Origin of the sequence: Prosthecobacter sp. (assembly GCF_029946185.1) — a bacterium.
Taxonomy (GTDB): domain Bacteria; phylum Verrucomicrobiota; class Verrucomicrobiia; order Verrucomicrobiales; family Verrucomicrobiaceae; genus Prosthecobacter.
Window position 1 is genome coordinate 1 of sequence record NZ_JAQSEA010000180.1, and the last position, 13849, is coordinate 13849.

At 57.7% G+C, this 13849-nt stretch carries 9 protein-coding genes; 7 read left to right on the forward strand and 2 right to left on the reverse strand.

All coding sequences use genetic code 11. The features are described from left to right. Positions 1–1652 (reverse strand): DUF1549 domain-containing protein (locus tag PSV43_RS15635; protein ID WP_300199215.1); only part of this gene is annotated, 1652 nt, incomplete at its 3' end. Positions 1653–1773: 121 nt separating this feature from the next. On the opposite strand from PSV43_RS15635, the gene PSV43_RS15640 reads away from it, so the two are divergent. Beyond that, complete coding sequence (locus PSV43_RS15640; protein ID WP_300199219.1) at positions 1774–2646, forward strand: alpha/beta hydrolase; 873 nt, start codon at positions 1774–1776, stop codon at positions 2644–2646. Positions 2647–2880: 234 nt separating this feature from the next. Here PSV43_RS15640 and PSV43_RS15645 read toward each other — a convergent pair whose 3' ends face one another. Next, complete coding sequence (locus tag PSV43_RS15645) at positions 2881–3141, reverse strand: hypothetical protein (RefSeq protein WP_300199222.1); 261 nt, start codon at positions 3139–3141, stop codon at positions 2881–2883. Positions 3142–3297: 156 nt separating this feature from the next. Here PSV43_RS15645 and PSV43_RS15650 point away from each other — a divergent pair, with 156 nt between their 5' ends. The 6 genes from PSV43_RS15650 to PSV43_RS15675 all read left to right on the forward strand — a co-directional run bounded on the left by PSV43_RS15650 (position 3298) and on the right by PSV43_RS15675 (position 13844). After that, entirely contained in the window at positions 3298–4608 is a 1311-nt protein-coding gene (locus PSV43_RS15650; protein WP_300199225.1) for a hypothetical protein, read from the forward strand. Positions 4609–4612: 4 nt separating this feature from the next. Beyond that, complete coding sequence (locus tag PSV43_RS15655) at positions 4613–7369, forward strand: hypothetical protein (RefSeq protein ID WP_300199227.1); 2757 nt, start codon at positions 4613–4615, stop codon at positions 7367–7369. After that, complete coding sequence (locus PSV43_RS15660; protein ID WP_300199230.1) at positions 7366–10398, forward strand: hypothetical protein; 3033 nt, start codon at positions 7366–7368, stop codon at positions 10396–10398. The genes PSV43_RS15655 and PSV43_RS15660 overlap by 4 nt, the downstream gene beginning before the upstream one ends. 412 nt (positions 10399–10810) lie before the next feature. Continuing rightward, entirely contained in the window at positions 10811–12040 is a 1230-nt protein-coding gene (locus PSV43_RS15665) for a hypothetical protein (RefSeq protein WP_300199232.1), read from the forward strand. Positions 12041–12084: 44 nt separating this feature from the next. Then, positions 12085–12990: a MotA/TolQ/ExbB proton channel family protein gene (locus PSV43_RS15670; protein ID WP_300199236.1), complete on the forward strand. Its 906-nt coding sequence runs from the start codon at positions 12085–12087 to the stop codon at positions 12988–12990. An 11-nt stretch (positions 12991–13001) separates the two neighbouring features. Beyond that, positions 13002–13844 carry a hypothetical protein gene (locus PSV43_RS15675; RefSeq protein WP_300199239.1) on the forward strand — a complete coding sequence of 281 codons (843 nt, stop codon included), beginning with the start codon at positions 13002–13004 and terminating at the stop codon, positions 13842–13844. The last annotated feature ends 5 nt before the right edge of the window (positions 13845–13849 follow it).

A 13849-nucleotide genomic window follows, 5' to 3' on the forward strand; every position in this document is an offset into this window, starting at 1 on the left:
ATCCAATAGGCCAGGTCCAGCCTGCCACTGCCGCTTTGCGGGCTGATATTCAATGGCTCGCCCTTGGCGCACAGCACCTCCACCAGTCCACGTGGCACCACCTCACCCGGCTGCTTGATGTCGCCACGGATGAGGATCGGACTGTTGTAGGGGCTGGCGCGGTCCAGCATTCCCATCGCCAGAGTGCGCGGTGTGCCATCTTCATAGAACAAATCCACGTCTGCCTTCACCTCCTCCGCACGATCGCGCGCACCGCGTATGCGCAGGAAGTTCGCAGCACCCGCCTTCTCGCGATCCTGCTGCCGCATGGCAAAGATTTCCTTCTGCGCTTCGGCGGCGGCAGTTTTCGCCCGCTCATAGTTACCCTTGAGTTCAGCCACTTCAGCCGTCGAAATCTTCGCCAGGGAGACCGTCTGCCCCGCGTCGCGATCCAGCTCGATCAAGCCTGCCGAATTGTTGTTCTGCAGCTGCTCATACGTGCCAAACAACGTCTCGCTGCTCAGGAAGATGCCCGCCAGCGCATAGTAGTCACGCTGCGTCACCGGATCAAACTTGTGATCATGGCAGCGCGCGCAGGCCAGCGTCAGTCCCAGCATCGACTGTGACACCGCATCGATCTGCTCATCCACCACATCCATCGAGAACTGGCGGCGATCGCGGTTGTTGTGTCCTTTGGAACCAATCGCCAGAAACCCCGTCGCCACGATCTTGTTCGCCTGGTCGCGCTTGTCATCAAACTTCAATAGATCTCCAGCAATCTGCTCCTTGAGAAACTGGTCATACGGCTTGTCCTTCTTAAATGACTCAATGACGTAGTCGCGGTAGCGCCATGCATGTGGGTAGAGCACGTTCACCTCCTTGCCGCTGCTTTCGCCATACCGCGCCACATCCAGCCAGTGCCGCGCCCAGCGTTCGCCATAGCGTTCGGAGTCCAGATACATGTCGATCACACGCTTCACCGCCTCCGGCGATGGGTCCGCGACAAAGGCCCTCACCTCATCTGGAGTCGGCGGCAGTCCAGTCAGATCAAACGCAATGCGGCGGATCAGCGTAGGCCGGTCCGCGTCACGCATGGGGTGCAGCCCGTTGGCTTCGATGCCTGCCAGCACAAACGAGTCGATTTCCGTCTTCGCCCAGCCTTCCGTTTTCACCGCAGGAGGCGCATGCTTCACCGGCTTTTGAAACGCCCAGTGCTTGCGGCCCTCATCCATGTCGATCACCCGCTTGCCACCGCCCGCATTCACCACCTTGTTTTCACGCGGGTCAGGCGCTCCCATCTCGATCCACTTCTTGAAGTTCGCGATCACATCGTCCGGCAGTTTCTGCTTCGGCGGCATCTGCATGTCCTCGTTCTTCCAGGTCATCGCCTCATACAGGCTGCTCTGCGCGATGTTGCCGGGTGTCACCCCCGGATGCCCCGACTCACCACCCAGCAGCGTCGCCTGCTTGGTATCCAGCGTAAGTCCGCCTTTGACCTTGGACGATTCGGCGGAGTGACACTTGTAGCAAGACTCCACCAACACCGGCCGGATGTTCTTCTCAAAGAACTGCAGTTGATCCGGCGTCATGTCCGCATGTGCCGTCTCGGCGGCTTCAGCGGCACTCAGTGCCACCGGGGCAAGCAGCATTAAAGATAGGGTCAGAGTCTTCATGGGAATCGGTAACAAGTTGAACACATGCAACACGCTCCCGAAAAAAAGGTTTCTAGAAATCACCCGGAGAGGCCCGGCAACATCCATGCGACCAGAGTCGTTACAGCCACTTCTCCCCCCTATGCGCCATCTCATCACCTCCCTGCTGCTCGTCTCATCCATCCACGCGGCGGAACTCATCGTTCCCGCCAACGTCACCTTCACCCGCGACATCGAATTCGCCAATCCCGACAACCAGCATCTGCAGGTCAATCTGGCTCAGCCCAAAGACGGCACAGGCCCCTTCCCCGCCGTAGTCTGCATTCATGGTGGCGGCTTCCGTGCAGGCAAGCGCGAGGGCTATGACAAACTGCTCCTCACACTCGCCCAGCATGGCTATGTGGCCATCGCTGTCACCTACCGGCTGGCACCGGCCTATCAGTTTCCCGCCGCCGTGCATGACTGCAAAGCCGCCGTGCGCTGGCTGCGCGCGAACGCCACCCAGTATCACGTGGACCCCGCACGCATCGGCGCCATGGGCGGCTCGGCCGGCGGCCACCTGGCGCAGTTCCTCGGCGTCACCGCCGGAGTTCCTCAGTTCGAAGGTGAAGGAAATCTGGATCAAAACAGCGCCGTGAACTGTGTGGTCAATTTCTTTGGCCCCAGCGACTTCACCAAGAGCTACGACAAGAGCGTGGACGCCAAAGACGTGCTGCCGCTTTTCTTCGGCGGCGACCTCAGCACCAAGCGCAGGGAGCACATCATTGGCAGTCCCTTGTACTGGGTGACGCCAAACGCCGCCCCCACCCTCTGCCTGCATGGCACCGCCGATGAATACGTCGCCTATGAGCAGGCCTCCTGGCTCGTGGACAAGCTCAAGGCCGCCACCGTGGAAGCCGAACTCGTCGGCTTCGAAGGCGCGGGACACGGTCTGAAAGGCGTGCCCCCTGAAAAAACTGAGCAACTCATGCTGGCCTTCTTTGACCGGCATCTCAAGCCTTCCGCAGCCCCATAAGCGCGTGTTGATTGAATCTACAACGATTTGATCAACCATGAAAACTCGTGCTTTTCTAAGTAAAAATCCAATTTATGATCAACATTCCACGGTTCTTTTTTTAAATATTACCCACCCATAACGCAGCAGGCAAGAATGAACGGCAATCACAACTCACTTTGCATTTTGAACTGCATCACAGGAGAACGTTCCCGATTTGACGGTGCAACGTTTGTTATCGGTGCAGGGCCCCAGTCAGACTTGAAGGTGAATTCCCCTCAATGCCCCCAGGTGCTTTGCAAAGTGACGAAAAACGGCGACACCATGGACTTTCATTTCAGCTGCCCTGTTCTCGTAAACGGTGCTGAAACGACATTTTTCAGATCCATTCTTGGAGAAGAGCATACCGTGGTAGGAGCTGGGCATTTGCTGGCCTTTAAATACAGCTCCCAATCGGCCGCCTGGATGGCCTTGGGGAATGACAACTCCTGGTTTGTTTACAACTGTGAACAGCATGACTGGAACGGCCCGTTCGGACCGGAGTTTTTGAAAACCTGGCTCGGTCAGTTTTCCGTCAAGGCCCGCAAGCAGTTGCTTTTAATTCCGAACGGAATGGAACAAATGGGATTTTATGTCCACGACTCCAGTGAGATTCTCAAAATCCCTCCCCCCATGACACCGCCAGCCGAGAAAGCCGCCTGGTTTGACCGCTACAGCTCCATTCCAGATGAACCCGCCAGGCCTGCCCATCAACCTGCGGCGGAGGCCTCGGAAGTGAACAGCGAATACGGCGAATTCACCTGCCCGATCTGCTGGTTCAAATTTGACCGGGGCGATGCGATGAACATCGCCGTCCACAACAGCCTCCGTGGTGATCCCATGCTCGGCGATGAAGCCATGCAGCGCTTCCACGCCACGCGTTTCAATGACCGTGGTCAGGCGCTGGATGCCATGGGCCTCTCCACCTCCGACCTGGCCTGCCCGCACTGCCGTCGCAAGCTGCCACCGGGATTCCTCGACCTGCCCCATCACATCTTTTCCATCGTCGGCGCACCTTCGTCAGGCAAATCATACTACCTCAGCGTACTGATCAAAATCCTGCAGAGCACCTTGTTTCAGAATTTCGGCATCACGTTCCGGGATGCCGATCCCTCGGAGAACGTCATCCTCACGCAGATGAAGACGCAGTTGTTTTCCTCCTCGTCACCGGAGGATGCCTTCCTGGCGAAAACCGACCTTGAAGGGGCTCTCTATGAGACCCTGCCCCGCCAGGGGCGCAAGGTACGCTTGCCGAAGCCTTTCATCTTCAAACTGTCCCATCCTGCCACACCGGAGAACGGCTTCTCCATGGTCTTTTACGACAATGCGGGCGAGCATTTCGAACCCACCCGCAACAGCGCAGACTCACCGGGGGCCCAGCACATCGCGGTGGCTTCCGGCATTTTCTTCCTCTTTGATCCTCTGCACAACACCGAGTTCCGCGCCATGATGAGGAGCGTCACCGATCCGCAGATCAAGACCCACCGTATTGATCAGCAGGATGTCATCCTCGCTGAAACGGAAGTCCGCATCAAAAGTCTGCTCGGGCTGGACTCCCGCCAGCGTGTCTCCACACCGCTCGCGGTGATGGTGGGCAAGTACGACACCTGGGCCTACCTGCTGGGTGATGAGCCACTGCTGCCAGCCATTCAAGATGGAACGGTCAGACTCGACCACATCAAGACAAACTCCACCCGCGTGCGCAATCTCATGGTCCGCACCTGCCCTTCCATCGTGGCCAATGCTGAAGCCATCTCCTCAAACGTTTGTTACTTTGCCGTCAGCCCCCTGGGCTGTTCTCCCGTCGAGTTTCTCGACCGCGACGGCACGCCCCGCATCGGCCCTGATCCGAAACAGCTCAATCCCCGGCATGTGGAGGCACCCACTCTCTGGGTGCTCGCGCAGGCCACCCCTGAAATGATCCCCTCCACCTCCGCGAACTGATCTCATGGCTTGGCAGCTCATCTACACCAGCGCCCCGCGCCTGCTCGAAGCAGGCCGCACCGGATTCGGCACCGTGGCCAGACACCGTGCCGTCAGCGGCATGCTCTCATCCTCCGTGGAGCGCTTCAGCCAGTTTGCCCGCCTGCCGGGTCATGACCCACGACGCGTCGTTTATGCTCATCGCATCCTAAGCGTGGGCTCAGGCACCTTTCATATCCTGAGTTGTCTGCAGGACGCAGGGTCCGACTACACCGGCCGCACCAATCACATCGCCCATCACCTCATCGCCGAGCCACGCGAAACTCGTGCCCTCTCCGCCGCAGGACTGACACCAGCGGATGTTCTGCTCTCCATGGCGTGGCGCAGTTCATGGAGTGAAGTCCCGCGTTATCTTGATCCTGCCGAGGAGGTGGATCTGTCATGCTTCCCCGCTTCGGCCTCCCACGCCTGGTCCGCTGTCACCGGCAATCCCGCCTCCGCTGGCATGTTAATGTCCCGTGAAGCACACAAGGGCTGCTATATCATCACACCTCCTGGCATCAGCAGTCTGGAGCTTTTTCGCGAATCCTTGCTGGAGGATCCGGCACAGGCCTGGCAGACCCGATTCACCACCTGCCTGGAGCCGAATGACGATGTGGCGGACTTCCATTGGGTGGCGCTTTCATCCGCCTCCCCCATGCGCGGACCGGTGGAAACCTCCAACCGCCTTGTTCTTGATCTCACCCGCCCTGACACCCTGCCGACACCGCCTCCACCTCAGGTTGCTCCGCCTGCCGTTGGAACCTTGAGTGCGACAGCACCGGAGCATGCATACTCCACACAACCAAAGGTCCTTGAACCCAAGCCTTCGTCAGGCGCGGCATCTGCTCCCGTCAGCCCCATGGGCAACTGGTCGCCTGCGTCACGCCGCAAAGCAGCAAAATCAAACAAGAGCTTCGTCGGCATCTCTCTCATCATTGCCGCAGTGATGATCGTTGTCGTGGTCGGGGCATTGCTGCGGCAGAACAACCTGCAGGTTCAGGTGCGCACGGACTATGAACAAAAGATCGCCAAAACCTGGAAAAGCCACCAACTCGCTCTCAACGACACGCGCAAGCTGCTGGAAGAGCAGTCGGACATGGAGGAAGGCACGGCTCTGCTAAAGTCACACGAAGATTTTTTCCGCAGCATGCAGCAGGTGCTTCACCACCCGGGCGTGCCCGTCGAAATCCTCTTGCCTGCGCATACCCAGGATGACCTCAAAGATCTCAAGAAACTGCTGGATGAATGGGCGGAGCTGCATCTGCGCCCCTGGGCAAAGCTGCAATCCGGCCAGGCCACACTGACGGCGTTGGACATTCTTGAGGCGTATCGCAAATGGCAGGACTCGCGCACCGCCAAATGGAAGCAGATGGGCGATTATCTGTCTCTCAAAGACATTCCATCTCCACGCGATGAAGTGGTTCAATCTCTGAAGGCCGCAGCCAGGGAAGTGCTGAAGCAAACGGAGCCTGTACGCGGTACCCACACGAACTGGGTGGACGTGTTCAAACTCCCAGGAGCCCCGCAGACCAGCACTGATCTCGAAGCGCTGCAATGGCTAAAACTATGGGCTGAACTGGATGAGGCTGGCGCCAAATCCCGTGCCACGGCACTAGCAGCCGCCGCAAATGACGCACTGCCCGAATGGCTGCGCGCCAAGGCTGCAGGGCTGAAGCAGCGAAATGACAAGAAAAGCGAACCCAAGATGGCGGCAAAGGATGACACCCCGCACGCTCAAGAGGCACCAAAGCCGGTGAACGTGATCGAGGATGCGGATGCAGCCTCCGCTACGAACAGCATTCATCTTTGCCTGCTCCAATCCAACGAAGACCCGACAGACAAAATCACGGGGCTACAAGTCTCTCCCGACATGCTGTTGTACATCGGCACCGCCTGGAATGCGCATCCGCGCCCGGATGGAACGACCGCGCCCAAGGAGGGCGAATTGAAGAAGTGGATGAGCGTCAGCTCGGATAGCAGTGAGGATCTCAAGTTCGGTCCCTCCTTGTTTACAAAGCTGACTGACATGATCGTCTTTTCCAAGAACGGCAACCTCGCCGCCATCCCTGAAGAACTGCGCCAGTCGCCCGATGGCGTCAGGATCGTGGCGCGCAGCAAGGAGGGAACAAAAGTCCTCTTTGATCTGAGACTAATCCCGATCAGCAGAGCCTCATCCAGACCCATCCTGACACAGGCCATTGAAACCACTGTGGTCAATGCCGCCACCGTAACGCTAAACCTGCCCACAGGTTTCCTCAGCCGGTTGCACATCGCGGGGCAGCAGGAACTAATCTATATCCTGAGGCATGACGGTCCCGCGAACCAGAAGAAGTTTTACACGCTAAAATCTACAGGAGATTCTGCATTCCAAGTCATACCCCCAAGAGTCCCGGGTGGCTCCGTGCAGAATCGGATCGGAATCGAGAAAGAAATCAAAGAACTCGAAGCTGGAATTTCCAAGGACGTTGACGACCTGGCGGCAAATGAGCGCAGCAAGGTGTCCCCTACTCAAAAGGCCAAAAGAAAAGAGTTCTACGAGAAGGGCAAAGCTGACAAGGAACTCAAACAACAAGAATTGAAGACAAAGTTGCAAAACCTCGAAGGGGAGACTCCTCCGCCCTTTGATCTCCTGCCAGGGAATTACATCCTGCTGCTGGACCAACCGAACAAACCCGAGCTTTGTCAGCTAAAAGTGGTTCTGCCATCTGGTCATTCCCCATTCAAGCCTACCAATCCGTGAAACCCCTCCCTCAAGCCATCGAGGTCATCCGTGCCGCCCTCAAAGAGGAGGTTCCGCCATCAGCCGCACAAGACGCCGCCGCCATCTACGCGCAGCTCTGCTCGGATGTGGAGCGGCGGCTGGATCTTGTTGCAGCAATGCTTCAAAAAGGCAGTGACTACCAGGCCCTGCAAGTAGCCGAAGAAGACCCGCCGCTGCTTGATCTCGCCGCATCAGTGAGTTTCGGCGAGGAAAAGAACTGGCAGATCTATTGCGACACACACGGGCTGAAAGTGGCACCGCGCATTGACACCCGCATCATTCAGGATTTGGAGACACTTTATGGCCGGGGCATCTCCGCCAATCATCCGCTCTACAAAGACTTTCGTGCGGCGGTACTCTCACGCGATGACGTGAAGTCGCTCCGCATCGTCAAAACCATCCTCAAGCTGAATCCGCAGGATGACAACGCCAAGAAAGAACTCCAGCGACTGGAGAACAAGGGGCTGCAGGAAAAAATCGACCTGTTGCGTGAGGTGCTGAAGACGGATGACGAGGAGCGCATCGCCACGCTGACTGAGAGCATCAAGGCCGTTGCACCCGCGTCCAAGCTCGAACGCCTGGATGTTTTCCAGCAGGGCGAAAACATCCGCCAGGCGCTCCGCCGCAGGCAGGCTGAGGCCCGTGTGCCAGACATGCTCCACACCATGCAGATGCTGAAGGCGGAGGGCAAATGGCGGCAGGTGGGGCAGATGCTTGATTCTCTGAACGTCTTGTTCAAGGAGCACGGCTTTTCGCCCGCCGACCCTGCCATGAAGGCTGCGGTGGAGGATCTGTCGCGCTTCTTCCAAAAAGAAAAGGCCGGGGATGAAAAGCAGCGCAGCTTTGACCGCACGCTCAAGAGCTTTCTCGTCTTTGTCGAAGAAGTGGAAACCCGCCTCCTCACCGGCGCAGGCGTCACCTATGAAGAAATTGCCGAAAGGGACGAAATTTTCGTCAAACGCTGGAAGGAGCTGGAAGGCTATCAACTGCCGGTGGCCGCGGAATGTTTGCAGCGCCTTCGTGCGGCAGGACAGGAACTGCGGGCCAAACTGGAGCGCATGCAACGCACCAAACGCGTGCGCAACACCGCGCTGGCCGCTGCCGCACTGCTGCTGCTCGGCTGCATTTCCACCATCGGCCTGCATGCCTGGAAGGCCTGGTCCCTGACGCAGGAACTCGCCTCGTATCAGGCCAAAGAAAACTACAGCGCCGCCGAAGGTCTGATCAAAAAACTGCGCAGCGAGGAGGAACTGCTGCTGCGCTGGCCCTACTTGCAGGCCAGGATCGAAGAGGTCAGCTCCTGGGCAGCTAAAACCCGCGTCACCGGCAAGCAGGCAGCGGATGCCTTGCTGGCCCTTGAAAATACATTCCAGGGTGAACGCACCGCTTTGTCCCCCACCCAATTGGTCAGGCAGTTCGACGATGCCGACGCTCTCGTGAAGCAGCTGGGCGGCGATGTGGCGGCTGAGCCAAAGAACCGCCTCATGACATTGAAGACCAAAAAGGATCTTCACCTCGCGACGGTTCTGAAGAAGTTCGCCGCCAGCACCGCCACCACTCTGGGCAAGCTTGAAAAGCGCGGCACAGCAGAGCTTTCACATGAGAAACTGGCCGCCAATGTCACCACCAGTTGCACGGCGATCGACAAGGAGTTGAAACCGCTCGAAGCACTCCTCAAACCGGAAGTTCCAGCGCTGGCCCTCCCGGCAGATTTGGAGGCCCGCATCAAAACCCTGCGCCAGCGGCTGACCACCTATCAGGAAGACCTGAAATCATTCGCCGCCATTAGAACAGCGACAGCTGGTGCAAACACGCTGGACGACTACGTCAAAGCAATTTCCAAATGGCAGTCGGTCAAGTTTGCCGAAGCCGCTCCTTCTTTGAAAATGCTGGACACACTGCCCACCGAAAAGGCCTTTCAGGCAGCACTCTTCACAGGTGGAGACCAGGACGAACTCCAGGCCATTCTCAATGACAAATCCGGGCGCTACATGGCTCCCGACACACTCCTCGAAGCAGAACGGAAAGTAATCCTCTCACTCATTCACGATGAAAATCTGAACAACATTTTCGAAAGTACCGTGGTCCATTATTCCAAAAACAAGGGCACCTCCACCATCTGGTCCCTGGGCAAGCCTGAAGCGACCACGATAGGCAGTTCATCCCGCTGGAGTGGCAAATTCTACCAGCCCGATCCAACACAAACGTCGGTGATGTTTATTCAGCAAAGCCTCACCCGCGCCGGGGAGGTCGGCTTCTATCAGGGTGCTGCCTTGAGCACCACCCGCCTGAGCCAGACCAGTGAATTCATGAACCTGCTCGATATCGGGCGCATCACAGACGAAAAAGGCGAGCGGGTGTTCAAGTCGCTCTTCGATGTCTGTGACAATCTCGTGCAGGACACCCGTGGCAGCCCCATTGCCAAAGCCTATGTACTGCTTAAATTGGAAGGTATGATGCGCCTGCGGCCGCGCGAGTGGGGCTTGCACTACTGCCCGTCGTTGCAGCAGGATCTGCGGATCCTGCACCAGACACTCGACAACACGAATCTGCGCAGCGAGGACTGGCTCGTGCCGGCCATGCGGGAGAGATGGCTGGCACCGCTCACGGCCTTTTTCAAGCCCCTGAAAGCACGTGCCTACCAGCGGGAGGCGCTCGCCCACCGGAACTACCTGCGCGCAGCCACCGCCGCCGGACTGAAATTTGCCGGCTATGTGGAGACCGACCTCTCACTGGTCCTCAACCCGCAGGGACGCACCTCTCGCGAGTTGTGGGTCATCGGCAGAGAGAACGGCAAGCCGCTCCTCGTCGCCAACCCTGCTGCCGGGAAAGCGGCCGCAGACGCACCGAATACAATCATGGCCACCGCTTCCCTTCCACTGAGCCCCGTATTCGTCGTGGCCACGGACCGGGCAGCTCTGCTGCAGAAGTATCATGAAGCGCTGTCCACCACCGGAGTTGATCTCAAACCCCTTCCTGGAGAAGCCCTGTTCCTAACCCATCCCTGATATGAATGAAACGACCTATTCACTTGAGTGGCGCGGTGCCAGGAAGTCCCCAATCTCGTATTCCGACATCGAGGCCGCACTCGTCACAGGTGATTTGCACACCCTGTATAAAATCCATGTGAACGGCAAATGGCTCGTGCTGCGGGACTTCTTGGAACAGCAGCGCCCCATGCTCGCGCCACCCCCTGCCAGAATGCACACGCTGCCGCAGCCAGACACGGCACCTTTTCCACGGTCAGAGCAGCACTCCTCACCACCTCCCCCGACGCCTCACGGCAAGGCTGTGCTGCCTCCGGCCTCACTCTTCACAGCTTCGCCAGCGGGTGGCAAAACGCCAAAGCCCGTCTGGTTTTGGCCGGCCATCATCCTCTCTTCCACCGTCTGCCTGCTGCTGGGCGTTGTCTTTGTTTACATGTCCGCCACCGCTCCCACACGTTCGGGCAGCCCGCACACCACCGAGACCAAATCAGAGACCAAACTAGGCCCACCGAAATTCAAGCCATTCTCCTTCACAGGAAAAGAAATTTTCCCAAGCGCGCTCCTATCCACCGCAGGAGTTGACTGGAACGGTGACGAGCAGTCCGCAGAAGATAAGAAAACCGATGAGGATGCACAAATTCGCAAACGCGAAATACCCATCTATGGCGACGAGAACAGCTGGCTGGGCGTTGAACTTTCAGAGCTGAACAAGGGAGCACAGGTCAGTGTCGAGATCACTTCAGACGGCCTGATGAAGACGGCCAAATGGCAGGGGACCGTCGCCACAGTGGGCCAGCAGGGTCGTGCTTTGATCAGACCCAAGGTAATCTGGGACTACCAAGCACTGAGAAAAGTGCTCCAGCAGCGCCCGATCAACGTCATCTTCTCGGCATCTGTGGACGGCACGCCGCTTCCGGAGGCCACCGAAGTCTTCACGCTGAGATCCATCAATGACTGCCCTCTCTATGTCTCGAAGGACAAATCAGGCAAGAACCTGACCAGCCTTTCTTTCCTGTTTGCTGCATACGTCAACGAGAACCACCCGCAAGTTCAGGAAATACTCAAAGAAGCGCTCGAGTGCCACATTGTGGACAAGTTTGACGGTTATCTCTCCGAGAATCCCAAAGAGGTCTTTCTTCAGGTTTTTTCCATATGGAACGCACTTCAGCGCCGCGGCATCAAATACAGCAACGTAGCTGCCACAACGCCAGGCGACAGAGTGTTCAGTCAGAGCGTCCGTTTCTTGGACCAGTCGATCAGCGACCATCAGGCCAACTGCGTGGACGGCACGGTGCTCATGGCATCCGTGCTGCAGAAAATTGGGATCAAATCCTATCTCGTGATCATCCCCGGGCACTGCTTCCTCGCTTTCGACCTGACTCCGGACAGTGCCGCCCTGCCCATCGGCCTAGAGACCACCATGCTCGGAAAAAACGAGATCACAGATGTCAAAAATTTGGGCTATCTGCCGAAACAGGAAAAGTTTAAGGAGTATGACGACTCCTACAAAACATTTGGCGAAGCTGTGGACACCGGAATTTCAACCATCCAGGCAAACGCCCGCACACTGCAAAGCCAGTCTGACGTCCGGTTCAGGCTTGTTTCTATAGAAGACGAGCGCAATTTCGGCATCCAGCCGATTTCCTTCACCATGGACAAGTGATCGTATTTACATCCCTGTCCCAGCCCTAAAACAACCCCAAATCCATGAGCATGCCACAGGTCCCACCCTCAAGTTCAGTGGCTATTCCATCGGGCAATCCTTTCCAGGATCCGCAGAAGACACTCGACTGGTCGCGCTCAGACATAGAGCGCAGGCTCGGCTTTCGTGGCGGGCGCTTCACCAGTCCGGGCAATGTTTTGTCATTCATCATCGCCCTGCTGCTGACAGCCGTTTTTTACACCCTGATCATTCTGATGCAGCAGAAGTGGCCGCAGACGCAGTGGCTGGCCGCCATGTTTCTTGAGCGCGGCCCCTGCCCCTATCCCACCATGTTCCTGTTCTTCTGGGCGCTCTCCATGCTGCTGCTCAAATGGCGCAAGCTCGTCTTCCAGCAGAAAGTCTTCGGCCTGTCCATCATGCCGCAGGAGCCTGAATTTGTGCTCACCTCCGCCACCGCCAAGGAAGTACGTGACCGCATGTGCACGCTGGTGGACAACCCGCACAACTTTGTCCTCTTCAACCGCATCGACCTCGCCCTCGCCAATCTCCACAACATCGGCCACACCTCAGACGTGGCCGCCATCCTGAAAGTGCAGGCGGAAAACGACGAAGCCCAGATCGTCTCCAGCTACGGGATCATTCAGGGGTTCATGTGGGGCATCCCCGTGCTCGGCTTCATCGGCACCGTTCTGGGCCTGAGCCAGGCCATCGGCGCCTTCACGGACACCCTGCAGGCAGGTGGTGACCTCACGGCCATTCGCGCCTCTTTGAAGACGGTCACTGCCGGACTCTCCACCGCTTTCGAAACCACTCTCGTGGCCCTGGTCTGCGCCTTCATCCTCCAGCTCATCGTCAGCTTCATGCAGTCCCTTGAATCTCAATTCTTGGACAACTGCAATGACGTCTGCAGCAGGCAGGTCGCTGGAAAACTCCGTTTGCAGGAAACCTGATCACCACCTGCATGAGAGGCCGGTTCAAAAAATCCAGCGGCAGCACCGTGAGCTTCTTCGCGTTTCAGGACGTGATCACAGGCACCACCGGCTTTCTCATCATCATCACCATTTTTCTCGCGCTCAATCTCGACGAGGTCATCGGTGTCAGCAGCGATGCAGATCCCCATGCGGCGCTTGCGGTGACTCTGAAGGACACCCTCGCGGAAATCGTGAAGCTCAAGCAGCAGGCCGCCATGGCCGTGCTGAGCCCGAACGAAACGGAGGAAACCCTCACGCGCATGATCGACGAGTTGAAGCGTTCCATTGCGCGGCTCGATCCCTCCACCAATCCTGATCCCACCAAAATTCTCGCTGACGAGACCCCTCTCGAAAGGGAGATCCGCATTGAAAAACAGAAGCTGCTGGCCGCCATCGAAGCGCTCAAAAAACTCCTCCCAGACAGCACCAAGGAGGCCGCTGCGGCAGAGTCCAAGCTGGCGGCACTGGAAAGCGAGATCAAAAAAGTTCAGAGCCGTCTGCAGCAGACTTTTGACCAGCAAAATGTGCTGCGCCTGATTCCGGAGAAGAGCACCACCAACAAAGATCCCGTGCTCGTAGTGGTCGATAAGAGCGGCTTTCGCATCCAGCTTTTTGATGGCTCAAAATCGCAGTCTGCGTCCTCGCTGGCCGACCTGATGCAGACCTTGACCCAATTTCCACCGGTAAAGAATTACATCGTGCTGTACTTCAAGCCCTCGGGTGCCCTGCACTTCAACGATGTCACACGACGGACTCGAGGAGCGGGTTACGAAATTGGCTACGATCTCATCCCCGAAGACATTCAACTGGAGACCACGGGCCCAACCGAGTAACAGGT

What these genes read in the sequence shown, in the direction of transcription:
- PSV43_RS15640 (WP_300199219.1), top strand. Translation starts at nt 1,774, where the DNA reads ATGCGCCATCTCATCACCTCCCTGCTGCTCGTCTCATCCATCCACGCG.
- PSV43_RS15645 (WP_300199222.1), bottom strand. Translation starts at nt 3,141, where the DNA reads ATGCTGTTCACAGTTGTAAACAAACCAGGAGTTGTCATTCCCCAAGGC.
- PSV43_RS15650 (WP_300199225.1), top strand. Translation starts at nt 3,298, where the DNA reads ATGACACCGCCAGCCGAGAAAGCCGCCTGGTTTGACCGCTACAGCTCC.
- PSV43_RS15655 (WP_300199227.1), top strand. Translation starts at nt 4,613, where the DNA reads ATGGCTTGGCAGCTCATCTACACCAGCGCCCCGCGCCTGCTCGAAGCA.
- PSV43_RS15665 (WP_300199232.1), top strand. Translation starts at nt 10,811, where the DNA reads ATGTCCGCCACCGCTCCCACACGTTCGGGCAGCCCGCACACCACCGAG.
- PSV43_RS15670 (WP_300199236.1), top strand. Translation starts at nt 12,085, where the DNA reads ATGAGCATGCCACAGGTCCCACCCTCAAGTTCAGTGGCTATTCCATCG.
- PSV43_RS15675 (WP_300199239.1), top strand. Translation starts at nt 13,002, where the DNA reads ATGAGAGGCCGGTTCAAAAAATCCAGCGGCAGCACCGTGAGCTTCTTC.